This window comes from Algicella marina (assembly GCF_009931615.1).
Lineage (GTDB): Bacteria > Pseudomonadota > Alphaproteobacteria > Rhodobacterales > Rhodobacteraceae > Algicella > Algicella marina.
This window is the reverse complement of record NZ_CP046620.1, coordinates 2,274,206-2,298,136: the sequence shown is the minus strand read 5'-3', so window position 1 is coordinate 2,298,136 and position 23,931 is coordinate 2,274,206. Positions and strand designations below refer to the sequence as shown.

Genomic DNA, 23,931 nt, shown 5'->3' with positions numbered 1-23,931 from the left:
GCGGCCGCGGGAGACTCCGGCGGGGATATTTTGGGAAAGACGATGGGAGGTGGCGTGCCCGGTGTTCGGCGCTGCACCGGTCACGATCTTTCGGATGCGGATTGGAGACGACGGAGCGCAGCCCCTCTCTTTCGTCTTTCTTTAAATATCCAATCGCTCCGGTGGCCACCGGTACCGCGTTGGCAAGACGGGAGCAGCTGATGGCGACGTGGCTCGATATCGTCGGGATCGGCGAGGACGGGATGGCGGGGCTTTCTCCGGCCACCCGCGCCGTTGTCGAGGCGGCGGAGGTGATCGTCGGGGGGGCGCGGCATCACAGTCTTTCAGAAGCCGTGACGGCACAGCGGATCGCCTGGCCATCGCCCTTCGATGCGCTGATCGATACCCTTAAGGGGTTGAAGGGACGGCGGGCGGTGGTGCTCGTGACGGGCGATCCGCTGTGGTATTCCGTGGGCGCGCGGATCCTGAAGGGGATCCCAGGCGAGGAGATCACCTTTCATCCGCAAATCTCCGCTTTCCAGCTCGGCGTCTGCCGGATGGGCTGGAGCCTTGCCGATTGCGAGACGCTGACGGTGCACGGGCGGCCGGTGGAGCAGGCAGTTCCTTTCTTCGCGCCGGGGCTGCGGCTGCTGATTTTGACGCAGGGGCCGGAGACGCCGGGGGAGATCGCGGCATTGTTGACGGAGGCCGGGTACGGGGCGAGCCGGATGAGTGTGCTCGGGGCGATGGGCGGGCCGCGGGAGACGCGGCGGGACGGGATTGCCGCAAGCTGGGAGGGGGAGGCGCCGGCCTTTCATCTGCTCGCGGTCGAATGCCTTGCGGCGGAGGGGGCGCGGCCTCGGATGCCGGGGATCGGGCTGCCGGACGATGCCTTCGAGCATGATGGGAAGATGACCAAGCGCGAATTGCGGTCGCTCACCGTTGCCGCGCTTTGCCCTTACCGGGGGCAGATGTTGTGGGATATCGGGCTTGGGTGCGGTTCTGTCGCCATCGAGTGGATGCGGGCGGCGCGGGACATGGGCGCGGTGGGGCTGGAGCCGAAGGCGGCGCGGCGAGCGATGGCGGCGCGCAACGCGGCGCGGCTCGGGGCGCCGCGGCTGGAGATCGTGGACGGCACCGCGCCGGAGGGGCTGACGGGGTTGCCGGCACCCGATGCAGTGTTCATCGGGGGCGGGCTTTCGGAGGCAGTGGCGGAGGCGGCTCTGGCTGCGTTGAAGCCGCATGGGCGGCTGGTGGCCAATGCGGTGACGCTGGAGAGCGAGGCTGTGCTGGCGGCGCTGCATGCGCGGCTTGGCGGAGATTTGCGGCGGATCGCGGTGTCGCGGGCGGAGCCTGTCGGGCCCTGGCGCGGTTGGAAGAGCCTGATGGCGGTGACGCAATGGGTGGTACAGACATGAGTGTGCTTTACGGGATCGGGCTGGGGCCGGGGGATCCGGAGCTGATGACGCTGAAGGCGGACCGGTTGATCCGGGCGGCTGCCGTCTTGGCCTATCCGGCGCCCGACACTGGCGAAAGCTTCGCGCGGCGGATCGCGGCGGGGGCGATCCGGGCGGATGCGGTGGAGATCCCTATCGTGATCCCGATGCGCGCAAAGCGGTTCCCGGCGCAGGCCGTCTATGACGCGGCGGCGGCGGAGATCGGCGGGCATCTGGATGGCGGGCGCGATGTGGTGGTGCTGTGCGAGGGTGACCCGTTCTTCTACGGCTCGTTCATGTATCTGCATCAGCGGCTGAGCACGGCGCACCGGGTGGAGATCGTGCCGGGCGTGACCTCCATGACTGCCGTGGCCGGTGTGGCCGGGCGGCCGCTTTGTGCGCGCAACGAGGTGCTGAGCGTGATCCCGGCACCGTTGGGCGAGGCGGAGATCGCGGCGCGGCTGGAAGGTTCGGGTGCTGCCGTGATCATGAAGGTCGGGCGGCATTTGCCTAAGGTGCGGCGCGTGGTGGAGGCGGCGGGGCTGATGCGCCGGGCCGTCTATGTGAGCCATGCGAGCCTGCCGGAGGAGCGGCATGTGCCGCTGGCCGATGCGCCCGACGATGCGCCTTATTTCTCGATGATCCTGATACCGGGGGAGGACCCTTATGCAGCCTGAGACCGTTTTCGTGAGCCTGACGCCCGGGGGCGAGGATGTCGCGCGGCGGCTGAAGGGTTCGCTGGGCGGGCAGCATCATGGCTGGCGGCCGGCGGGCGGGGTGGATGCGGAGGTGACGGCGGTGGCCGAGCACCTGCGGACGTGTTTCGCTGCCGGGCAGGCACTGGTGGTGGTCGGCTCCGCCGGGATCGTGGTGCGGGCGTTGGCACCGATGCTGGGGGACAAGCGGGCGGAGCCTGCGGTGGTGGCCGTGGCGGAGGATGGATCGAGTTCTGTGCCGCTGCTGGGTGGGCATCACGGGGGCAATGATCTGGCGCTGCGTGTGGCCGAGGTGCTGCAGGGACGCGCGGCGCTGACGACGGCGGGGGATGTCGCGCTCGGCGTGGCACTCGATGCGCCGCCGGAAGGGTGGCGGCTGGAGAACCCGGAGGATGCCAAGGCGGCGGCGGCGGGGTTGCTGGCAGGCCGGGCGGCGGAGCTTTCGGGCGCCGCGGACTTCCTGGCACCGCTCGGCGGGCGCGTGGTGCGGCGGGAGAGTAACGGGCCGGTGGTGCTGCGGGTCGAGGGGGCGGAGCCTCTGGTCTACCGGCGGCAGGACTTCGTGCTCGGCGTCGGCTGCGCGCGGGGGTGTGCGGCGGAGGAGATGATCGGGCTGGCGGGCAAGCTGCTGGCGGAGGCGGGGCGCTCCGCCTTCGAGGTGCTGGCCGTGGCCTCCATTGATCTGAAATCGGATGAGGCGGCGGTGCAGGCGCTGGCGGAGCATCTGGGCGTGCCCGCGTGGTTCTACCCGGCGGACGTGCTGGAGGCAGAGGCGGAGCGGCTGGCCAACCCTTCGGAGGTGGTCTTCGCGGAGGTCGGCTGCCACGGCGTCGCCGAGGGCGCGGCGCTGGTGGCGGCGGGGCCGGGCGGGCGGCTGGATGCGGAGAAGATGAAGACGGCGAATGCGACGGCGGCGCTGGCGGAGGCGGGTGCGGTGGTGCCGGGCAGTGCGCGCGGGCATGTGGCGGTGGTCGGCATCGGGCCGGGGGCGGCGGAATGGCGGACGCCCGAGGCGTCGCGCCTGATCGCGGAGGCCGAGGAACTGGTGGGCTACGGGCTCTATATCGACCTGCTGGGCCCGCTGGCTGCGGGCAAGGCGCGGCAGGATTTCCCGCTTGGCGGCGAGGAGGACCGGTGCCGCTATGCGCTGGAACGGGCCGGGGAAGGCAGACGCGTGGCGCTGATCTGTTCGGGGGATGCGGGTATCTATGCGATGGGCGCGCTGGTGATGGAACTGATGGCGCGCGACGCGGCGGCGGGCGGCGTTTCGGATGCGGCCAAGCGGGTGGAGGTGGTGAATGCGCCGGGGGTTTCGGCGCTGCAGGCGGCCTCGGCGCGGATCGGGGCGCTGCTGGGCCACGATTTCTGCACGATCTCGCTTTCGGATCTTCTGACCCCGCGCGAGGATATCGTGCGGCGGCTGCACGCAGCGGCGGAGGGGGATTTCGTGATCGCCTTCTACAACCCGGTGTCGAAACGGCGGCGGACGCTGCTGGCCGAGGCGCGGGAGATACTGCTGAAACACCGCCCGGCGGAGACGCCGGTGCTGCTCGCTTCCAACCTCGGGCGCCCCGAAGAGGCGCTGAAGCGGCGGACGCTGGCGACGCTGGAGGTGGACGAGGTGGACATGCTGACGGTGGTGCTCGTCGGCTCGTCCCAGAGCCGGGCCTTCGAGACGGGGGACAGGAGTGCTGGCGCCGATGGCTGGCTGATGTACACGCCGCGCGGGTACGCCAAGAAGCTGAAGGGAGAGGTGGCATGACGCATCGGGGAAGCTGCCTGTGCGGGGCGGTGACTTACGTGGCCGAGGGGCCGCTGCGGCCCGTGGTGGCCTGTCACTGCGTGCAGTGCCGCAAGACCTCCGGCCACTACGTGGCGGCGACGGCGGCGGCGCGGGAAAGCGTGGCGATATTCGGGCCGGTGGCATGGTACAAATCGAGCGAGACGGCGCGGCGCGGCTTCTGCCCCGCTTGCGGATCGTCGCTGTTCTGGGACGGGCCGGGGAGCCACCTTTCGATCCACGCGGGCACGCTGGACGGCGAGACGGGGCTGCAGATGATCGGGCATATCTTCGCGGCGACGAAGGGCGATTACTTCGAGCTTGGCGACGATCTGCCGGTGGCGGAAGCGGACGATCCGGCGCTGACCACCCAGGTGCTGGACGGTTAGCGGCATGTGGCTCTGGCTCAACGAGAACTCCGAAGGGCTGGTGGCGCTGGGTGCCTTCGTCGCGGCCTTCGCGGCGCTGAGCGGCACGACCGCTGCGGCATGGATCGCCTCCCGAACGGCGCGGCGCACGCATCTTTCCGGCCTGCGCGAGAAATGGGTGAACGACCAGCGTAACGACCTGTCGGAGCTGATAGCGTTGCTGTCCTCCGCCCCGTCCGAGCCGTTCTTCGGTGGCGACGAGGCGCTGCGGCTGCGCTTTCACGAACTGGCCTTCAAGATCCGCCTTCGGATGCCGGGCGCGTCGGAAGGCGACACGGCGCAGACGGCGCTCGACGGGGCAATCGAAACATTGCTCACCACCTCGCAAGCCGATCCGCAAGGGGATCGTTACGAGGCGATGCAGGCCGTGCTGACGCATTCGCGGCTGGTACTGAAGGAAGCCTGGGAGCAGGCGAAAGCGGGAGTTTGAGGCATGAAGGTCTATTTCATCGGCGCGGGGCCGGGCGACCCGGATCTTATCACCGTCAAGGGGCAGCGGCTGATCGCGGCGTGCCCGGTGTGCCTTTATGCCGGGTCGCTGGTGCCGGAGACGGTGGTGGCGGGTGCGCCGGAAGGCGCGCGGGTGCTGGATACCGCGCCGATGACGCTGGACGAGATCATGGAGGAGATCGGTGCCGCCGCCGCGCGAGGCGAGGATGTGGCGCGGGTGCATTCGGGCGACCCGTCGCTCTATGGCGCGATTGCCGAGCAGATCCGGCGGCTGAAGGCGATGGGGATACCGTATGAGATCATCCCCGGCGTGTCGGCCTATGCGGCGGCGGCGGCCGCGCTTGGCCGCGAACTGACGGTGCCGGAGGTGAGCCAGACGGTGATCCTGACGCGGACGGCGATGAAATCCTCGGCGATGCCAGCGGGCGAGGATCTGGCGACGCTCGGCGCTTCGGGCGCGACGCTGGTGATCCATCTTTCCGTGCGCAACCTGCTGGAGATCGAGCGCCAGCTGGCACCGCTCTACGGGGCCGATTGCCCGGTGGTCGTCGCCTACCGCGTCGGCTGGCCGGACGAGTTGTTCATCGAAGGCACGCTTTCGGACATTCGCGCCAAGGTGCGGGCCGAGAAGATCACGCGCACCGCGCTGATCTTCGTGGGCCGCGCGCTCGGCGAGGTCGATTTCCGCGACTCGGCCCTCTATGACGGCGCATACCCACATGTATTGCGCCCGAAAAAGGCGGTTGTCCGTTAATAACGGGTTGGATATTTTGAATAAAGGCTGACCACCTGGAGTGGTCTGACTTCGGCGTGGAGAGCATGGCTCAAGTTTTGGCCATTATTTTGCCGCCTTGTAACGTTATCCTGCAAAGTGAGCTTCGCTTTTTGTTTTGCCAGAGCTCAATGTGTTGTGTGGTTTCAGTAACGATTATGAGGTTGTAAATGGGATTCCCACCTCCACCCGCGCCTTCGCCGCCCGCCGGGGCAGGGATATACGATAGCAGTTATTTTGCAGACAACTCATCAGACGAGGATCTGGTGATCGAAGTCGATCTGGCCGAGCTCGCGGATGGGCCACTGGCCATCAGCGGCAATTTCGCGGTGCAGGGCGGGACCGAAGGTTTCGACAATCCCTATGCGTTCACCACAGTTTCCGATTCGATCGGGGGCGGCTTCATCTTCAGCGGAACGCAGGGGTTGGACGGTAGATGGACCTATCTGATCACCGGCACGCCGGTGCTGGGCGCGGAAATGGTGTTTACGGTGTCGGCTACAGTGGCGTTCCCGGGCATGGACCCAGACAGTGTAAAGGATACTGATACAGTGACCATCCGTATTGTCTGTTTTGCAGAAGGCACGCGGATCATGACGGAAGCTGGGGAGCGTCGGGTCGAGGATCTTCAGGTGGGCGATATGGTGCCGACCCGGGATGCCGGACTTCAGCCGATCCGTTGGATAGGCCATCAGGCTGTAGCGGCGAAAGGCGCATTTGCGCCGGTCGTCTTTCGCAGGGGCGCACTGGGCAACACGCGCGATCTGGCGGTCTCACCAGCGCATCGGATGTTGCTAGAAGGCTGGCGAGCAGAGGTTCTTTATGGCGAGGCGGAGGTTCTGGCGGCGGCGCGAGATCTTGTAAACGGTGACACGATCTATCGGGCCGAGGGCGGCGAGGTGACGTATTATCACGTGATGTTCGACGACCATCAGATCATCTCTGCCGAGGGCATTCCGAGCGAGAGTTTCCAGCCCGGCAGACCGGCCCTCGACTCGGTTTCGCAGGATGCGCGGGCGGAGTTGCTGGCGCTGTTTCCTGAATTGGCCACTGACGAAGGCCAGATTGCCGGGGTGCGAAAGACGCTGAGCGCTTTGGAAGTCCGGGCCTATGACGGCTGACAATACGAACCCGCAACCCATCGACATCGAGCACCCAAAGCCGGAGGTGCTGGCAACGATGGGCGATGTTTTCTACGTCTTGCAGCGCAGTCCATACCATCAGCGACTGACTCTCGCGCAATTGCGAGTGATGTGGGAGCCGCCGGTGCATCTGGGGCAGGTTTGGGTTTTCCGGGCGGATGGTTACCCGCGTGGTCTGCAAAGTTTTGCCTTTCTGAGCGCGGATGCGGAGCGACGCTTTGCTGGCGAAGGTGTTGCGTTGCGGATGGACGATTGGCGTTCGGGGGATCGGCGCTGGGCCGTGGAAACGATCGTGCCCTACAGCAATTGGCGCTTGATGCGGCAGGGATGGAACTGGGTGTGCACTACCGGTTTTGCCAAGCAGAAGTTCCGGTTTCAGAGGTTGGCCCCGGATAGCAAGCCTGCCCGGATCATGGAGAGCAGCTTCAGTGCAACCGGCAGGCAGGTGATCAGGCGCGTTGAAAAATCGGCGCTCGGGGCCTGACTTCTCAGCCGGCGGGGCCGATGACATGGGCGAACGAGCCTGCGACGTTGCCGACGCTTCGGCCCATCGGCGGCAGAGTGGCGCCATCGGCATCCTCTGCTGCGAACAGCGCGATACCGTCACCTTCGCTCAGTACCGTGGCGTAGTGGAACTCATGTGCGGTCAGCGGAGTGGCGAAAGGGCCGGAAAGCGGCCTCAGGCGGCGGTAGCCGAGGTGGAGGCGTCGGGTTTCGAAGGAGGTTTCGACGGGCAGGAGGCCGAGCATCTGGTGGCGGGTGCCGTCTGCATCGACAAGGCCGGTGCCGAGCGTCATGTACCCGCCGCATTCGCCGTAGATGAGTGCCGTGCTGGCCCGCATGCTGGAACGGAAGCGAGCGGCAGCGGCAAGTTTACCGGCTTGGAGTTCGGGGTAGCCGCCGGGGAGGAATATGGCGTCTGCGGCAGTGTCCGGACCTTCGTCCGCAAGGGGTGAAAAGGGGTGGAGGCTTGCGCCCTGCGCCTGCCAGTCCGCCAACAAATGCGGGTAGGCGAAGGCGAAAGCGTCGTCGCGGGCGATGGCGATGCGCTGGCCGAGCGGGGGCAGGCGGAGCGGAGCGCCGGCAGGTGAAAGCGGTTGCGCCGCATTGGCAATGGCATCGAGGTTGCAGCAACGGTCGATATGATCTGCGGCGGCATTGAGGAAAGAGTCCAGTGCGGGGTGTTCCGCTGCCTGAACAAGGCCGAGATGTCTGTCGGGCAGGTGCAGGGCAGAAGTTTCCGTGACGGTGCCAACATGAGGCAGACCGGCACTTGCGAGCCCGGCTTCGGCCATGGCGGCATGGCGCGGGCTGCGCGCGGTGTTGAGGATGATGCCGGCGATCGGGATATCCGGGCGGAGGGCTTGGAACCCGGCAGCGGGCAGGGCGGCGGAATGGGCGAGATTGCGCAGATCCTGCACCCAGAGCACTGGCAGGCCCAGGGTTGCGGCAAGATCGGCGGCTGAGCCGTTTCCCGCAACGCCTGCACCGTCGAGCGCGCCCATTGCACCCTCGATCAGGAGAAGCTCTGCCTCCATGTTTGCCGCGCGGGCGTGGAGGCTGGCGGAATCCATCGCCCAGGCGTCGAGGTTAAACGCGGGCGTGCCGCTGGCGGCTGCGTGAAAGGCGGGGTCGATGTAGTCCGGTCCGGATTTGGCTCCGGCGACGCGAATGCCCCGGTTGCGCAGGGCGCGGAGGAGAGCGAGCGTGAGTGTCGTCTTGCCTGCACCGGAGCGGGGCGCGGCGATGACGAGCGCGCGGGGCGGCATCAGGCGGTGTCGGCCCGTGACGCAGCGAGGCCGAGCGGATCGAGGCTGCGGGGCGGTTCTCCAGCGAGTTGTGCGATCCAATCCAGTGTCTGGCGAAACAAGGTGACACGGCCGATGCAGATAATCGCCGGCGGCTCGATGCCATGCGCTGCGATGTCGGCTGCGGCAGTGCCGAGAGTGGTTTCCAGAACGCGCATGTCCGGCAGGGTGGCGTTGGTTACTATGGCCACCGGTTCGGCCGGTTCACGCCCGGCAGCGATGAGCCGCTGTGTGATCTGGTCGAGATGTTTGATCGCCATGTACATCACGATCACGGGGCTGGAACGGGCCAGAGCCTCCCAGTCGATGCCGGCAGGAGTATCGCCACTGGCATCGTGGCCGGTGAGGAAGGTGACGGCCTGGTTGATGTCGCGGTGCGTGGCGGGGATACCAGCGTAGGCGAGGCCGCCGATACCGGCGGTGATGCCGGGCGTGACACGGATGGGTATGCCGGCGGAGACGAGTGTCTGCGCCTCTTCACCACCGCGCCCGAAAACGAAGGGGTCACCGCCTTTCAGCCGCAGCACCCGGTGGCCGGCGCGGGCGAGTTCGACCAGCCGCAGCGAAATGGATCGCTGCAGCGGGCTTGGCTTGCCGCCGCGTTTGCCCGCGTATTCGATGGTGGCATCGGGTCTGCGCCAATCCAGAATGCGGGTGTCGACAAGGGCGTCGTAAACGATGACATCCGCCTGCCGCAGCGCATTCAGCCCGTGCAGCGTGAGTAAACCCGGGTCGCCCGGACCGGCGCCGAGCAGCCAGACGAGGCCCGGTGGAAATACAGGCCAGTCACCCTGAGGCAGGCCGGAAAGTGGACGTGTTTCGGTCATGCCGTCAGTTTAGACACGGCTTGCACAGGATGCGAGCGGGAAACGACGCTACGCGGTGGTGCGACGGCATTGGCTGGGGGCTGGCGCGGACCATCTGCGCTGCCTAGTGTGCCTCCATGACACGGAAACCCGATGGCGACTTGCGGACCGGTTTTACTACCGGTGCCTGCGCGACGGCGGCAGCAAAGGCTGCGGCCGGTGCGTTGCTGTCGGGACGGTTCGAACCTTCCGTGCAGATTACACTGCCGCGCGGCCAGACACCGGTGTTTGAACTTGCGGAGACGGCGCTGGGTGAGGGTTGGGCGCGGGCGGTCGTGCAGAAGGATGCGGGCGATGATCCGGACGTCACCCACGGCGCGATGATCGTCGTGACGATACGGCGCAGCGCCGGCGGCATTCTATTCCGGGCGGGTGAGGGTGTCGGGGTGGTAACGCGGCCGGGCCTGCCGATTTCGCCCGGCGAACCGGCAATCAACCCGGTGCCGCGGCAGATGATGGCTGGTGTGTTGGAGGAAGTTGCGGCGGCAGCGGGCTTGGCGGCGGATTTCGAGGTGGAAGTCTCGGTTCCGGGCGGGGCGGACCTGGCCAAACAGACGTGGAATCCGCGTCTGGGGATCGAAGGCGGGATCTCCATTCTCGGCACCACCGGGATCGTGCGGCCGTTTTCCTGCGCGGCATGGATTGCGTCCATCCATCGGGGGATTGACGTGGCGCGCGCTGCGGGGCTGACCCATGTGGCAGGGGCAACGGGGGCGACATCGGAACGGGTGGCACAGGCTTATTTTGGACTGCCCGACCATGCAATGCTGGACATGGGTGATTTCGCCGGAGGGATGTTGAAGTATCTGGCCCGGCATCCGGTGGAACGAGTGAGTATCGTTGGTGGCTTCGGCAAGCTGACGAAGCTGGCGCAGGGGGCGATGGATCTGCACTCCGGGCGCAGCCAGGTGAATTTCGCCACGCTGGCCGTGATGGCTGAGGGGCTGGCTGAGCGTGAAGTGATTGCTGCGGCGAATACAGCCAAGGAGGCGCTTGAGATCGCGGGACCGGAACTGGCCGTTCGGGTTGCAATGGCGGCGCAGGAGGTGGCGCAGGCCGTGGTGAGTGAGAGCGCTTTGGACGTGATGGTTGTGGATCGCGGTGGGCGCGCAATCGCCTTCGCGGATGGCAATGAGCGGCGGGCATTGTGAAGCACGTGTTGCTACTGGCCGGAACGGCCGAGGCGCGCCAGTTGGCGGAACGGCTGGCCGAAGTGAAGGGCGTCAGAGTGACTGCGTCTCTGGCCGGGGCCACGTCGAAGCCTGCGGCACTGGCAGTGCCGGTACGCAGTGGTGGCTTCGGCGGTGAGGATGGGTTGGTCCGGTATGTCGAGGCTGAGGATGTCGCGATCATTGTCGACGCCACGCACCCGTTTGCGGCAAGGATGAGCGCTCATGCAGCGGCGGCCGGGCGGCAGACTGGCAAGCCGGTCGTCCATCTGCGACGACCGGAGTGGCGAGCGCAGGATGGCGACAACTGGCGGGTCGTGCCCGATCTGGCGAGTGCGGCAGCGGCTTTGCCGACCGGCGCGCGCGCGTTTCTGGGCACGGGAGGTGGTTCCGCCAAGGATTTCATGGAGAGAACCGATACCAGCCTGACGCTCAGGACCATCGAACCGCCGAGCGCGGAGATTGCGCCGCATATCCGGGGAATCACCGGCAGGCCGCCATTTGATACCGAAGAGGAAAAGGCGCTTCTTTTGTTGATCGGCGCCACACATGTGGTCGCGAAGAATTCAGGTGGTGCAGGAGGTTACGCCAAGCTGGCGGCCGCGCGGGCGCTGCGGCTGCCAGTGATCATGGTGGCACGGCCGCCGATGCCGGAAGGGGCTGAAACGGTAGGCGACGTGCATGCGGCAGTTGCACAAGTGCGGCAGGTGTTGGCGCCGAATTGAACCGGGCAGGGCAATTGGTTGGCAATGGCGCGAAATCGCGGTGCAGTGCCGCAACGCTGCTTGACACCGCGCGTCGCCGCCTGCCATGAAAGTGCCACGAGGTTCCCAATGGACCCGCCGAGCGTGCGGGGCCGAGGGATCAAAAGGGAATTCAGCTGGTGTTGACCCATATCGGGGACGCCAGAATGAAGCCGCCCCCGCGACTGTGTGCGGTGAGCGTGCGTTCGACAAGCCCACTGGCATCCGCCGCAAGGCCGCCGGGAAGGGGAGCGCATGTGACGACCCGCGAGCCAGGAGACCTGCCTTGTGGCGCCGGATGCCTCCGGCGTGAGACGTGAACGGGCGGGGTGCTCCGTGTTGCGACGTTTTGGCCATCGCCGTCTGGCGGGCCGGCGCCGGGCCGTGCGCCCCTCTCCCCTGATATGGAGAGGGACATGATGACTAACCTTAAAATCCGGGCCGCAGGGCTCTCGGCATTCGCGACGCTTGCTGCCACACCTGTTTTCGCGCACCACCCGCTGGGCGGCGCGCCGATGGAGACCCTGGCGCACGGGCTGCTTTCGGGCGTCGGTCATCCGCTTCTGGGCTTCGATCACCTTTTCTTCGTCGCGCTGGTGGGCATCGTCGCCGCCGTCACCGGGCGCGGCGCGCTGGGCGCGCTCGCCTATATCGGCGCGATGCTGCTGGGCACGCTGCTGATGAGCTTCGGTGTCGGCCTGCCGGTCAAGGAAGTCGTGATCGCGCTGTCGCTGCTGGTCGTCGGCGGTATCGCGCTGTCGGGCCGGGGGCTTTCGCCCTCCGCGGCGATGGCGCTGTTTGCCGGGTTCGGCCTCTTTCACGGCTCTGCCTTCGGCGACACGATCGCAGCACAAGAGGCGGCGATGGGCGCGCAGGTACTCGTGGGCTACCTGATCGGCCTCGGGGTCGTGCAGTATGCGATTGCGCTGGCAGCCGGCTGGGTGGCCACCAAGGTCTGGAAGGCCGAAAGCGCGCAGGCCCTGCAGCCGCGCCTTGCCGGTGCGGTCGTCGCCGGTGCGGGCCTGCTGCTGGTGCTGGAAGCGGCGGAAGGTGCAGTGTTCGGCCTGCTCGGCCTCGGCGCCTGATCCTTCCCCATTCCCACACGGCACCCTGATCGCAGGGTGCCGTTTTTCATTTCGAGAGGGTCATCATGGCTGCGAAGATACCTGCAACCGTCGTCACCGGCTTTCTGGGCGCGGGCAAGACGACGCTGATCCGCCACATGCTGGCCAATGCCGGCGGCAAGCGGATCGCGCTGATCATCAATGAGTTCGGCGACCTCGGCGTCGATGGCGAGATACTGAAGGGCTGCGGCATCGAGGGCTGCGCCGATGACGATGTGGTGGAGCTTTCCAACGGCTGCATCTGTTGCACGGTGGCGGAGGATTTCATCCCCACCCTGAAAAAGCTGATCGAGCGGGAGAACGCGCCCGACCACATCGTGATCGAAACCTCCGGCCTCGCCCTGCCGCAGCCGCTGGTGCGGGCCTTCAACTGGCCCGACATCCGCACGCGGGTAACCGTGGATGGCGTGGTGACGGTGGTGGACGGCCCGGCGGTGGAGGCCGGGCAGTTCGCGGCCGATATCGCGGCGGTCGATGCGCAGCGCGCCGCCGATGACGGGCTGGATCACGAGACGCCGCTTTCGGAGCTTTTCGAGGATCAGATGGCCTGCGCGGACATGGTCGTCGTCAACAAGTCCGACCTGCTGGGCGAGGCGCGCGCGGAGGCGCTGGCGGCGAAGTTGAGGGATGCCGCGCGGGATGGCGTTCAGGTGATCCAGGCGTCGCATGGCGCTGTCGATCCGCGCGTTCTGCTGGGCCTCGGCATCGGGGCGGAGGATGATCTGGCGGCGCGGCACGAGGTGCATCACCATCATCATCATGACGACGAGGAAGATGACCACGATCACGACCATCACCACGAGCACGGGCATGATGCCTTCGAAAGTTTCGTGGTGGACCTGCCCGAGATCGCCGATCCGGCCGGTTTCGTGGCCGGGGTCGAGGCGGCGATCCGGGCGCACGGGCTTCTGCGCGTCAAAGGGTTCGCTGCCGTGCAGGGCAAGCCGATGCGGCTGGTGCTTCAGGCCGTCGGCCCGCGCATCGACACGCATTACGACCGGCCCTTCGCGACCGGCGAGGCACGGGCCTCGCGGCTCGTGGTGATCGGGCAGGCGGGGCTGGACCAGCCTGCGATCGCTGCCGCGTTGCAGGGCATGTTCGAGGCGGCATGACGGAGGCTCTGACGCTCCGGCGCGACGATGCGCTGGGGCCCGATACGCTGGCGATGATCGGCGAGAGCGAGGCGGAGCTTGCGGCGATCTATCCGCCGGAGGTTCGCTCGGCCTTTTCGCCGGAAGAGTTGCGGGCCTCGGGCGTGCGCATGGTCGTGGCGCATCGGTGCGGGCGGCCCGTGGGCTGCGGCGGTGTGGCGGTGCTGGATGGATACGGCGAACTGAAGCGGATTTTCGTGACCCGCGCGGCACGGGGCACGGGCGTGGTGCAGGCGATCCTGAAACACCTCGAGCAGGAGGCGCGGGCCGAGGGGCTGGCGCTGATGCGGCTGGAGACGGGCGACGCGAGCCCCGAAGCGATCCGCGCCTACGAGCGACAGGGCTACGTGCGGCGCGGGCCGTTCGGCGCGTACCGCGAGAACGGCTCCAGCGTGTTCATGGAAAAGGCGATCTGATGCATCTTCTGGCGGCCACCCCCGGCAGCGTCTCGGACGGGTCCGAACCCGTCGACCCCGGCCAGACCCCGGCGGATGTGATCTTCATCTCCGCCGCCGATACCGAGCTTGCGGCGCTTTCGGCGGCACGCGGCGAAATGGACGATCCGCCGGAGTTGCGGCTGGCCTCGCTCGGCTGGTTGGCGCATCCCTTTTCGGTCGACAAGTACCTCGACGATACGGCGACAAGATCGAAGCTGGTGATCGTGCGCATCCTCGGCGGTGCGGCCTACTGGCGCTACGGGCTGGAGCAGTTCGCGATCCGGCTGGGGCAGGCCGGTGTGGCCTTCGCCGCCCTGCCGGGCGACGACAAGCCCGACGAGGAGCTTTTCGACCATTCGACCGTTTCCCGCGCGGATTGGGAGGCGCTCTGGGCTTACACCGTAGAGGGCGGGCCGGAGAACGCGGCCAACCTCTTGCGCTATGCCAGCGCGATGCTGAGCGGGGCTGAGAAGCCCGCCGCCGCGCAACCGCTCTTGCGTGCCGGATTCTACTGGCCGGGGGCGGAGCGGGCGGACCTTGCAACCGTGCGGGAGGGCTGGCGCGAGGGCGCGCCGGTCGCGGCCTTCGTGTTCTATCGTGCGCTGGTGCAGGGGGCGGGGTTGCATCCCGTCAACCGGATGGTGCGGGCGCTCATGCAGCAGGGGCTGAACCCGCTGCCGCTGTTCGTCGCCTCGCTGAAGGACCCGGTAAGTGCGGCGACGCTGGAGCGGGCTTTCGCGCAGGCGCCGCCCGACGTGGTGCTGAACGCCACGAGTTTCGCGGTTTCTTCGCCCGATCCGGCGAAGTGGGGCGACGCGCGGGCGGCCACGCCGCTGGATGCGCCGGGCGCGCCGGTGCTTCAGGTGGTGCTGGCCGGCGGCACCGAGGAGGATTGGGCCAAGGGCGCGCGCGGGCTGGCGGCTCGCGACATCGCCATGAACGTGGCGTTGCCGGAGGTGGACGGCCGGCTGTTGACGCGGGCGATCAGCTTCAAGGGCGAGGCGTATCGCGACGAGGCGACGGAATGCGCCATTGCTACCTATCGCGCGCAGGGCGGCCGGATCGCCTTTGTGGCCGAACTCGCCGCGCGCTGGGCGGGCCTGCGGCGGAAGGCGGCGGGCGAGCGGCGCGTGGCGCTGGTGCTGGCGAATTACCCCAACAAGGACGGGCGACTGGCCAATGGCGTCGGCCTCGATACACCGGCGGCGACTGTGGGCGTGCTGAAGGCGCTGGCGGATGCGGGTTACGGCGTGGAGGGAGAGCCGCAGGACAGTGCGGCGCTGATGGAACGGGTGCTGGCCGGGCCGACAAATTGGCTGCCGGACCGGGCGGAGCGGCAGGGCGGCGTGCGGCTTTCGATGGAGGCCTACCGGGAGGCGTTCGGCGCCCTGCCGTGGGATGTGCGGCTGGCGGTCGAGGATCGCTGGGGCGCGCCGGAGGATGATCCGTTCGCGGGTGAGGACGGCTTTGCGCTGTCGGTGCTGGAATTCGGAAATGCGGTCGTCGGGCTGCAACCGGCGCGGGGCTACAACATCGACCCGGAGGAAACTTATCACTCCCCCGATCTCGTGCCGCCGCACAACTATTTCGCCTTCTATTTCTGGCTGCGCCATGCGTATCGGGCGGATGCGATCGTGCACATGGGCAAGCACGGCAACCTCGAATGGCTGCCGGGCAAGGCGGTGGCGCTTTCGGAGGACTGTTTCCCCGAGGCGGTGTTGGGGCCGATGCCGCACCTCTATCCCTTCATCGTCAACGATCCGGGCGAGGGCACGCAGGCCAAGCGGCGGGCGCAGGCCGTGATCGTCGACCATCTGACGCCACCGATGACGCGGGCCGAGACCTACGGGCCGTTGCGTGACCTAGAAGTGCTGGTGGACGAGTATTACCAGGCGGCGGGGCTGGACCCGCGGCGGATCACGCTGCTGCGCGATGATATCCTCGCGCTCATGGCGGCGACGGGCATGGATGCGGATGCGGGCATCCGTGAGGGCGACGATGCCGACAGCCGGTTGCAGAAGCTGGATGCCTACTTGTGCGAGTTGAAGGAAGCGCAGATCCGTGACGGGCTGCACGTATTCGGTGCATCGCCCGAGGGCCGGCTGGAGCGGGACCTGCTGGTGGCGCTGGCGCGGGTGCCGCGCGGGGCGGGCAAGGGGCGCGAAGCCTCGCTGATCCGGGCGCTGGCGGCGGATTTCGGGCTGGCGTTCGACCCGCTCGACCCGGAGATGGCGGAGGCCTGGGATGGGCCGAGGCCGGAGGCGCTGATGCGGCTTGCGGGCGATGCGTGGCGCACGGCGGGCGATACGGTGGAGCGGCTGGAGTTGTGCGCGGCGGCGCTGGTCGAGGGGGCAGAGCCGCCGGGGCCGGCGAGCCGGGCGGTGATGGACGAGATCGAGGCGCGGCTGCGGCCCGCCGTGCGGGGCAGCGGACCTGCCGAGGTGGCGGGGCTCCTCAGTGGCCTTTCAGGCCGCTTCGTCGCCCCGGGCCCGTCGGGCGCCCCCACGAGGGGGCGGTCCGACGTGCTCCCCACCGGCCGCAATTTCTTCAGTGTCGACAGCCGCGCCTTGCCGACGCGGGCGGCCTGGACGCTGGGATGGAAGAGTGCCAGCCTGCTGATCGAGCGGCATCTGCAGGATCAGGGCGACTGGCCGCGCACGATGGCGCTGACGGCCTGGGGCACATCGAACATGCGCACGGGCGGCGACGACATCGCGCAGGCGCTGGCGCTGATGGGCGTTCGCCCCGTGTGGGAGGAGATGAGCGGGCGGGTGACGGGGTTCGAGATTCTGCCGCTTTCGGTGCTCGGGCGACCGCGCGTGGATGTGACGTTGCGCGTTTCGGGCTTTTTCCGCGACGCCTTTCCGGCGCAGATGGACCTCGTGGCCTCGGCCGCCGCCGCCGTGCTGGCTTTGGACGAGCCGGAGGCCGAGAACCCGGGTGCTGCCGCGCTGCGGGCGGGCGGTTCCGCTTACCGGGTGTTTGGCTCGAAGCCTGGCGCCTACGGCGCGGGGCTTCAGGCGCTGATCGACGAGCGGCTGTGGGGTGAAAAGGGCGATCTGGCGGCGAGTTACCTCGATTGGGGCGGCTATGCCTACGGGCAGGGCGCGGAGGGTGCGCCGGCGCGGGAGGCCTTTGCCGAGCGGCTGGCGGCGACGGAAGCGGTGGTGCAGAATCAGGACAACCGCGAGCATGACCTGCTCGATTCGGACGATTACTACCAGTTCGAGGGCGGCATGAGTGCGGCGGTGGAAAACCTGAGGGGTGCCGCGCCGGTGACCTATCACAACGACCATTCCCGCCCCGAGCGCCCGGTGATCCGCACGCTGGAGGAGGAGATGGGCCGGGTGGTGCGCAGCCGCGTGGTTAACCCGAAGTGGATCGAAGGCGTGAAGCGCCACGGCTACAAGGGCGCGTTCGAGATCGCGGCGACTGTGGATTACATGTTCGCCTTCGCGGCGACGACGGGCGCGGTGAAGAGCCATCATTTCGACCTGGTCTACGCGGCCTATCTGGAGGACGCGGACGTGCGGGACTTCATCGAGGAAGCCAATCCGGCGGCACTGCGCGAGATTGCGGAGCGGCTTGGCGAGGCGATCGAGCGGGGTTTGTGGCTGCCGAAATCGAACCGCGCGCGGGAACGGTTGGCGGAACTCGCGAAATGAGGCTGGGCTGCATCCTGCTGCTGGTTCTTGCCGGTATAACGGCGCCGGCCGCGAGGGCCGATACCCCGGTCGCCTATGGAGAGATGCGATGCGCTGGTGATGTGGCCGTCGTGCGATTTGCCTTCGGGCCGTGGGGCGAAGAGCCGGCGTTTCCGGACCTGCCGGCGGATGTGAACCTGAAACTGCCGCCGGATGTGACCGACGGCAGCGCCTGCGCGCTGGAGGATGGCCGCGAGGTGCGGGTGAAGCTGGCGGAACGGCCGCGACGTGCCCAAGGTGTGTGCGGCGTGGCGCTGGATGCGTTTGCCTCCTTGTGGGTAGCAAACCGCAAGATCCTCTCGCGCATGTGGGTTGTGCGGACCTGCGGCCCGGAACGTTTCCACTACGATGTCATCGTGCTGCAGGGCGACACGCTGGTTCTGTGCCGCACGCGGCAGGTCCGAGGTGAAGCCGCGCCCGTCTGTCGGGATGCGACAGTGATGCTGGAAGCGGCGACGGACGAGGCGGAGCATCCGGCCAACGACGCATCAGCTGTCGGTACGATTACCGTTGCGGAGGCGGAGGATGAGGCGTTTTGCAATGGATTCATCGCGAACTTCCCGAACCGCGCGAAATTCATGCCGGTGCTGGCCGTTGCCAACAGCCGCCCGGCTGTTATTCGGTCCGGGTCCATGTCTGTTTCCGTGCGGCAGGGCGGGACAGTCTCCGGGCAGCACGGGCAGGAATTCGTTTATCCGCTGGAGGGTGTTTCGGAGCCGGTGTTTCGCCAGCTCTACGGTCACCCGATGGCGGGCCTTGCCGTGGCGGAAATTGATCTCTTTGGTGACGAAATGCCGGAACTCATGTTCCGGCAGCACGGCGAAATGGGGGCCTTTGGTGGCACGCGGCTGCTGGTTGCGGCAGGGCCCGAGGCGGCACGATTGCAGGAAGTACTGGCGGCAAACGAGGGGTCGGAAACCGGAATGCGCGACCTGCATGCCTCTCTGCAAGACGGCGCTTTTTCACAAGTTGTGGAAGCTGTTGCACCGCCGGCCGCGGATTATCCGGAGGAGGGCACGCATCAGGATGTTCTGGTCACGCCGCGGGGAGTTCTGGTATTCGCCACCACATCCGATCGAAGCTTGCGGCCGACGGCATTGATTTACCGCCCGTTACGAGGGGGCTGGTCGGAGTCTGTCTGTGTGTTCGAGCGGGTGGAGAAAAATTTCTGATGTCGGAAAGACGTGGCCATTGCCTGTGTAGCGCCTGCCGGTTCAGCTACGTCGGTCCTGAAAACTGGCGGGGGCACTGCCATTGCGAGAGTTGCCGCCGACAGACGGCTTCGCCCTTCACGACTTTCATGGGAGTGGCGAACGGAGCGTGGCGGTGGGATGGAACGAAACCGCAGGTTTATACCTCGTCTCCCGGGGTGAGGCGCTATTTCTGCAGTGTTTGCGGCGCGCCGATGGCATTTTCCGCCGATCGCTTTCCGGACGAGATCCATTTCTACGCCAGTCTTCTGGAGGATGCGGGGGACTTTGAGCCGCAGGTTCATTATCATCATGACGAGCGCCTGCCATGGGTGCATCTGTCCGACGATCTGCCGAAGAAGGGATAAGCATGACCGACGATACCGAGCGCCACAACGCCAAGATGGCCAAAAAGAAGGCCGCGCGCGAGAAAATCATGGCGACGAAGACGGACGAGAAGGGGCTGATCATCGTTCATACCGGCAAGGGCAAGGGCAAGTCGTCCTCGGCCTTCGGGATGATCTTCCGTTGCATCGCGCACGGAATGCCCTGCGCGGTGGTACAATTCATCAAGGGCGGCATGAGTACGGGCGAGCGTGACCTTATCCTCGGCAAATTCAGCGATGCCTGCCAATTCCACACGATGGGCGAAGGCTTCACGTGGGAAACTCAGGACAAGAGCCGCGATATCGAGATGGCGCAGGCGGCCTGGGAGAAATCGAAAGAGTTGATCCGGGATGCGACCAACCGGATGGTGCTGCTCGACGAGATCAACATAGCGCTGCGCTACGATTACCTCGACATCGCCGATGTGGTGGCTTTCCTGCAGGACGAGAAGCCGCCGATGACGCATGTGGTTCTGACCGGGCGCAACGCCAAGGAGGAACTGATCGAGGTGGCGGATCTGGTGACGGAAATGGAGCTTGTGAAGCACCCCTTCCGCTCGGGCATCAAGGCGCAGGCGGGCGTGGAATTCTGATGGCCTGGCGGGAGAGTTTCGGTTTCTACGAGCGGCTGTACGCGGCGATAGACTTTTTCGCGGCGCTGTTTTTCGTGGTCGGCAGCGTGTTCTTTTTCTTTGATGACTGGCACACGCTGGCGACTTTTCTGTTCCTCATCGGCTCACTGCTGTTCGCGGCCCGTCCAACGGCGCAGGTGTTGCGGGAGTATCGCCTGGCCAAAGCGCCTCTGCCCGAAGACCCGGACGACTGAGCGATGGCGATCTCGCTTGTCGCATGGGATTTCGATGGTGTGCTGAATGCCAACATTCAGGACGGGCGGTTCATCTGGGCAGACACTTTCGAACAGGATATCGGCGTGCCGGTAGAGCGGTTCGTTCAGGCATGTTTTCTGTCGGGTGACTTCGATGAGGTTCTTGTCGGAGTTCGTGATCTTGAGGATGTGGTTGCGGCATGGATCGAGGAGGAATGTCTCGCGATCAGCCCGCGCGCGTTCATGGACTACTGGTTCGGCAAGGACGTGCACCCCGATATGGAGGTGCTGGACCTGGCCGCGCGGTTGTCTGTGCGACAGGTGATCGCCACCAACAATGAGGCGCACCGGGCGGGATACATCTGGGGCGAGATGGGTTTCTCCGAGCGGATGGACAGGATTTTCGCCGCCGGGCCCATGGGGTTCAAGAAGCCGGATCAGCGTTTTTTTGAGGAAATCTGCACATGGGCGGACTGTGCTCCGGCCGAAGCATTGTTGATCGATGACAACGTACCGAATGTAGAGGCCGCCAGGAAATTCGGCTGGAATGCATTCCATTTTTCACATGACACGCGCGGCGGGCTGGAAGCGGAACTGCTGCGGCTGGGCCTTCTGTGAGCGCCCGTGTCGTCACACACAGTGTTTCGCCGCAGGTATGGCCGGAAGGTCTGGCGCTGCGGATCGTGATGATTGCCGACCTCCATGCCTGCTGGCCGTGGATGAGCCTCGCCAGGGTGGAACGGATCGTGGCGCAGGCGCAGGCTCTGGAAGGCGACATGATCACGCTGATGGGCGACTATCCGGGCCACATCCGGGCAGGGCGGCGCATACCGCCGCGATCCGTGGCGCAGGCTCTGGCCGGGTTATCGGCGCCTCTGGGTGTTTGGGCGGTGTTCGGCAACCACGACTGGCGGGCCGATGGCGCCGCGCAGGAGCAGGGGAAGGGCGAGACCTTCTGGCACCGCACTTTCGAGGAGGAGGGTATCGCCGCTCTCAACAATTCCTGGCGCATTCTGGAGAAGGACGGCGCGATATTCGGTCTGGCCGGCATCGATAGCCAGCGCGCCTATCGCGCGGTGAAAACCATCGCCCGTGACGGGGCGCATGATCTGGATGCGGCGCTTACGGGCATCGGCGAAGTGCCGACTGTACTGCTGGCGCATGAGCCAGATATCTTTGCCGAGATGCGCGAACCGGTGGTGCTGCAACTCTCGGGCCATACGCATGGCGGTCAGATCCGGCCCTTCGGAAAACCTTACGTCGTGCCCTCCAAATTCGGCACACGCTACGCCTACGGCCATATCCGGGAGAACGGCCGACACCTTGTCGTCTCCGGTGGCCTGGGCTGCACGACGTTGCCACTGCGATGGGGCATGCCGCCGGAGATCACGGTGGTGGAGGTTTCATGAGTGCAATCATGATCCAGGGCGCGGGTTCCAACGTCGGCAAGTCGGTGCTGGTGGCCGGACTTTGCCGGGCGGCGAAATTGCGTGGACTGAGCGTGGCACCGTTCAAGCCGCAGAACATGTCCAATAATGCTGCCGTAACCGTGGATGGCGGAGAGATCGGGCGGGCGCAGGCACTGCAGGCTCTTGCATCGGGGCGAGAGCCGCACACCGATATGAACCCGGTGCTCCTCAAACCTGAAACAGAGACGGGTTCACAGGTCGTCGTTCAGGGACGCCGCATAGCAACAGTGAAGGCCCGTGATTACGGCGCAATGAAGCCTGGGTTGATGAAACCGGTGTTGGAGAGTTTCTCCCGACTGAAGGGGACGGCCGATCTGGTGATCGTCGAAGGCGCGGGCAGCCCGGCGGAGGTGAACTTACGGGCGGGAGATATTGCGAACATGGGCTTTGCCCGGGCCAGTGGTACACCAGTATTGCTTATCGGCGACATCGACAGGGGTGGGGTGATTGCGCAGATGGTCGGCACGCAGGCGGTGCTGGAGCCGGAAGATGCGTCGATGATCCGGGGTTTTGCCATCAACAAGTTTCGTGGCGATCCACGGCTGTTTGACGAGGGTTATGCGCTGATTGCCGAACGGACGGGTTGGCAGGGGCTGGGGGTCGTCCCATGGTTCGCCGACGCCGCGCGGCTGCCTGCAGAAGACGCGCTGGATATAGCCGGGGATTCGGTAGGAGGCAGCTTTCACGTGGTCTGCCCGATGCTCTCCCGTATCGCCAACTTCGACGATCTCGACCCGTTGAAGCTGGAGCCAGAGGTGCGGGTGACCATGGTTAAGCCGGGCGATGCGATTCCCGGAGATGCCAATCTGGTGATTCTTCCCGGCTCCAAGTCGACGCGTGGTGACCTAGCCTTCTTGCGAGCACAGGGTTGGGACTTGGACATGTTTGCGCATTTGCGGCGAGGCGGGCAAATCATTGGTATATGCGGTGGATACCAAATGCTCGGGCATGTCATTCGCGATCCTGAAGGGATCGAGGGGCCGCCGGGAGAAATGGCAGGGTTGGGTTTGCTGGACATCGAAACACTGATGCAGCCGGAAAAGCATCTCGGCCGGGTCGAGGCTGTACATGCGGCTACCGGTACTGCGATGAGTGGATACGAGATCCATATCGGCCGCAGCGAGGGGGCTGACCGGGCGCGACCCTTTGCGCAGGTGAACGGACAGGCGGAAGGCGCCGTTTCGTCCAACGGGCAGGTTTTCGGCACCTATCTGCACGGCCTATTCGGCGGGGACGCCTTCCGTTCGGCATTTCTCGGCCAGCGCGGGCTTGTGTCCGGCCTGATGTATGGCCGGGAGGTGGAGTCGGTGCTGGATCGGCTGGCCGCGCATCTGGAAACACATATGGATGTGGATATGGTGCTGCGTCTGGCTGGCGTTCAGGCTTCCTCCAGCCGGTCGGTGGCCGGGGCGGGGCGCGGGGTCAGCGACGAGAGACGGCCGTAGAGTTCGGCGTCCATCGTTACTTCCATCGCCGCCAGCGACGCCCCCATCTGGCTTTCGGAGCTGGCGCTGACGATCGGTGCCGTGATGCCGGGATGCGCCCTGGCCCATGCAACCGCCAGTGCCGGTGCGGGTACATTCAGTTCGGCGCTCATACGATCCAGACGTGCGGCCGCCTGTGCCATCCATTCCGGCGCATAGCGGGCCGCGTATCGTTCGTCTTCCCTTATCCTGCCACTGCCTCCCTGCGAATATTTGCCGGTGAGCAAGCCACCGCCCAGCGGTGAATAGGACAGCACGGACAGACCCTCTCGCTGCGCCATCGGCAGGATCTCGACCTCGGCCTGACGTTTCACGAGATTGTACATCGGCTGCAGGATTGTGATCGGCGGGGATCCGATGCGGGAGGCCAACGATTGTGCCTTCATCACTTCCCACGCCGCGAAATTGGAGGCGCCGAGCATCCGGTAAGTTCCGGCAGCGTGCAGCGTCTTCATGGCCTCCAGCGTTTCCTCAAGCAATGCGTCGCCCGGATAACGATGCAAAAACATAACGTCCACATAGTCGGTTCGCAGACGACGCAGGCTCTCCTCCACCTGAGCAATCAGTTCCGTTCCGCGCATACCGGGCCGGTAGGCGCATTTGGAGATCAGGATAAGGTCATCCCGTTCACCCTCCGCGAATTCGCCCAAGAGGGTTTCGGCGGCGCCATCCGTATAGATGTAGGCAGCGTCGAAAACCGTGATGCCGGCCGCGCGGGCGCGGGTATACATCCTTGCGCTCTCCGTCGCGTTGGCCTTGCCGCCAAACTGCATGACACCGAAGGCGAGCGGCGACACATTCTTGCCCGTTAGACGTGAAAGTGTGCATTCATTCATATCAAACTCTATTTGCTTGAGTCATTTTCAACTTC

24 protein-coding genes and 1 riboswitch are annotated in these 23,931 nt (G+C 66.1%); of the genes, 21 read left to right on the top strand and 3 right to left on the bottom strand.

The window, feature by feature from the left end:
- The first annotated feature begins 200 nt into the window (after window positions 1-200).
- The 8 genes from cbiE (at window position 201) to GO499_RS11345 (ending at window position 7,187) form a co-directional block, all read left to right on the top strand.
- Window positions 201-1,397 carry a precorrin-6y C5,15-methyltransferase (decarboxylating) subunit CbiE gene (cbiE, locus tag GO499_RS11380; RefSeq protein ID WP_431309867.1) on the top strand — a complete coding sequence of 399 codons (1,197 nt, stop codon included), beginning with the start codon at window positions 201-203 and terminating at the stop codon, window positions 1,395-1,397.
- Window positions 1,394-2,092 carry a precorrin-2 C(20)-methyltransferase gene (gene cobI / locus GO499_RS11375; RefSeq protein WP_284154699.1) on the top strand — a complete coding sequence of 233 codons (699 nt, stop codon included), beginning with the start codon at window positions 1,394-1,396 and terminating at the stop codon, window positions 2,090-2,092. Before cbiE ends, cobI begins: the two co-directional genes overlap by 4 nt.
- A complete protein-coding gene (gene cobJ, locus GO499_RS11370) occupies window positions 2,082-3,893 on the top strand; it encodes a precorrin-3B C(17)-methyltransferase (protein ID WP_161862294.1) in 1,812 nt (603 codons plus the stop codon). The genes cobI and cobJ overlap by 11 nt, the downstream gene beginning before the upstream one ends.
- Window positions 3,890-4,300: a GFA family protein gene (locus GO499_RS11365; protein WP_161862293.1), complete on the top strand. Its 411-nt coding sequence runs from the start codon at window positions 3,890-3,892 to the stop codon at window positions 4,298-4,300. Before cobJ ends, GO499_RS11365 begins: the two co-directional genes overlap by 4 nt.
- A 4-nt stretch (window positions 4,301-4,304) precedes the next feature.
- The gene (locus GO499_RS11360) at window positions 4,305-4,769 is read left to right on the top strand and encodes a hypothetical protein (RefSeq protein ID WP_161862292.1); all 465 of its coding nucleotides are present in this window, start codon (window positions 4,305-4,307) and stop codon (window positions 4,767-4,769) included.
- A gap of 3 nt (window positions 4,770-4,772) precedes the next feature.
- The gene (cobM, locus tag GO499_RS11355) at window positions 4,773-5,543 is read left to right on the top strand and encodes a precorrin-4 C(11)-methyltransferase (protein WP_161862291.1); all 771 of its coding nucleotides are present in this window, start codon (window positions 4,773-4,775) and stop codon (window positions 5,541-5,543) included.
- Between the two features lie 188 nt (window positions 5,544-5,731).
- Window positions 5,732-6,682: a Hint domain-containing protein gene (locus tag GO499_RS11350; protein ID WP_161862290.1), complete on the top strand. Its 951-nt coding sequence runs from the start codon at window positions 5,732-5,734 to the stop codon at window positions 6,680-6,682.
- Window positions 6,672-7,187, top strand: coding sequence for a toxin-activating lysine-acyltransferase (locus GO499_RS11345; RefSeq protein ID WP_161862289.1), 516 nt, complete (start codon window positions 6,672-6,674; stop codon window positions 7,185-7,187). Before GO499_RS11350 ends, GO499_RS11345 begins: the two co-directional genes overlap by 11 nt.
- Window positions 7,188-7,191: 4 nt before the next feature.
- Here GO499_RS11345 and GO499_RS11340 read toward each other — a convergent pair whose 3' ends face one another.
- Both GO499_RS11340 and cobA read right to left on the bottom strand, forming a co-directional pair.
- Complete coding sequence (locus GO499_RS11340) at window positions 7,192-8,472, bottom strand: cobyrinic acid a,c-diamide synthase CobB (RefSeq protein WP_161862288.1); 1,281 nt, start codon at window positions 8,470-8,472, stop codon at window positions 7,192-7,194.
- Complete coding sequence (gene cobA, locus GO499_RS11335; RefSeq protein WP_161862287.1) at window positions 8,472-9,338, bottom strand: uroporphyrinogen-III C-methyltransferase; 867 nt, start codon at window positions 9,336-9,338, stop codon at window positions 8,472-8,474. Before cobA ends, GO499_RS11340 begins: the two co-directional genes overlap by 1 nt.
- Window positions 9,339-9,454: 116 nt before the next feature.
- Between cobA and GO499_RS11330 the strand changes: the two genes are divergently transcribed.
- From GO499_RS11330 to GO499_RS11270, 13 genes are all read left to right on the top strand, one after another.
- A complete protein-coding gene (locus tag GO499_RS11330) occupies window positions 9,455-10,528 on the top strand; it encodes a cobalt-precorrin-5B (C(1))-methyltransferase (RefSeq protein WP_161862286.1) in 1,074 nt (357 codons plus the stop codon).
- Window positions 10,525-11,271, top strand: a complete 747-nt coding sequence (locus GO499_RS11325) for a cobalt-precorrin-6A reductase (protein WP_284154698.1) — start codon at window positions 10,525-10,527, stop codon at window positions 11,269-11,271. Before GO499_RS11330 ends, GO499_RS11325 begins: the two co-directional genes overlap by 4 nt.
- An 82-nt stretch (window positions 11,272-11,353) precedes the next feature.
- A riboswitch (cobalamin riboswitch) is annotated at window positions 11,354-11,592 on the top strand.
- A 113-nt stretch (window positions 11,593-11,705) separates the two neighbouring features.
- Window positions 11,706-12,374 carry a HupE/UreJ family protein gene (locus tag GO499_RS11320; RefSeq protein ID WP_284154697.1) on the top strand — a complete coding sequence of 223 codons (669 nt, stop codon included), beginning with the start codon at window positions 11,706-11,708 and terminating at the stop codon, window positions 12,372-12,374.
- A 65-nt stretch (window positions 12,375-12,439) separates the two neighbouring features.
- Window positions 12,440-13,525: a cobalamin biosynthesis protein CobW gene (gene cobW, locus GO499_RS11315; RefSeq protein WP_161862285.1), complete on the top strand. Its 1,086-nt coding sequence runs from the start codon at window positions 12,440-12,442 to the stop codon at window positions 13,523-13,525.
- Window positions 13,522-13,980, top strand: coding sequence for a GNAT family N-acetyltransferase (locus GO499_RS11310; protein WP_161862284.1), 459 nt, complete (start codon window positions 13,522-13,524; stop codon window positions 13,978-13,980). Before cobW ends, GO499_RS11310 begins: the two co-directional genes overlap by 4 nt.
- On the top strand, window positions 13,980-17,666 hold the full coding sequence (gene cobN, locus GO499_RS11305) for a cobaltochelatase subunit CobN (protein WP_161862283.1): 3,687 nt from the start codon (window positions 13,980-13,982) through the stop codon (window positions 17,664-17,666). The genes GO499_RS11310 and cobN overlap by 1 nt, the downstream gene beginning before the upstream one ends.
- On the top strand, window positions 17,663-18,877 hold the full coding sequence (locus GO499_RS11300) for a hypothetical protein (protein WP_161862282.1): 1,215 nt from the start codon (window positions 17,663-17,665) through the stop codon (window positions 18,875-18,877). The genes cobN and GO499_RS11300 overlap by 4 nt, the downstream gene beginning before the upstream one ends.
- On the top strand, window positions 18,877-19,263 hold the full coding sequence (locus GO499_RS11295; protein ID WP_161862281.1) for a GFA family protein: 387 nt from the start codon (window positions 18,877-18,879) through the stop codon (window positions 19,261-19,263). Before GO499_RS11300 ends, GO499_RS11295 begins: the two co-directional genes overlap by 1 nt.
- A gap of 2 nt (window positions 19,264-19,265) precedes the next feature.
- Window positions 19,266-19,874 (top strand): cob(I)yrinic acid a,c-diamide adenosyltransferase, encoded by a 609-nt coding sequence (gene cobO / locus GO499_RS11290; protein ID WP_161862280.1) that lies wholly within the window; start codon window positions 19,266-19,268, stop codon window positions 19,872-19,874.
- Window positions 19,874-20,107, top strand: a complete 234-nt coding sequence (locus tag GO499_RS11285) for a YrhK family protein (protein WP_161862279.1) — start codon at window positions 19,874-19,876, stop codon at window positions 20,105-20,107. Before cobO ends, GO499_RS11285 begins: the two co-directional genes overlap by 1 nt.
- Before the next feature lie 3 nt (window positions 20,108-20,110).
- Window positions 20,111-20,725 (top strand): HAD family hydrolase, encoded by a 615-nt coding sequence (locus GO499_RS11280; RefSeq protein ID WP_161862278.1) that lies wholly within the window; start codon window positions 20,111-20,113, stop codon window positions 20,723-20,725.
- Window positions 20,722-21,516 carry a metallophosphoesterase gene (locus GO499_RS11275; protein WP_161862277.1) on the top strand — a complete coding sequence of 265 codons (795 nt, stop codon included), beginning with the start codon at window positions 20,722-20,724 and terminating at the stop codon, window positions 21,514-21,516. The genes GO499_RS11280 and GO499_RS11275 overlap by 4 nt, the downstream gene beginning before the upstream one ends.
- Window positions 21,513-23,021: a cobyric acid synthase gene (locus GO499_RS11270; protein WP_161862276.1), complete on the top strand. Its 1,509-nt coding sequence runs from the start codon at window positions 21,513-21,515 to the stop codon at window positions 23,019-23,021. Before GO499_RS11275 ends, GO499_RS11270 begins: the two co-directional genes overlap by 4 nt.
- Here the strand turns inward: GO499_RS11270 and GO499_RS11265 are convergent.
- Window positions 22,955-23,896, bottom strand: a complete 942-nt coding sequence (locus tag GO499_RS11265) for an aldo/keto reductase (RefSeq protein ID WP_161862275.1) — start codon at window positions 23,894-23,896, stop codon at window positions 22,955-22,957. The two genes, GO499_RS11270 and GO499_RS11265, sit on opposite strands and share 67 nt — an antisense overlap.
- Between the last annotated feature and the right edge of the window lie 35 nt (window positions 23,897-23,931).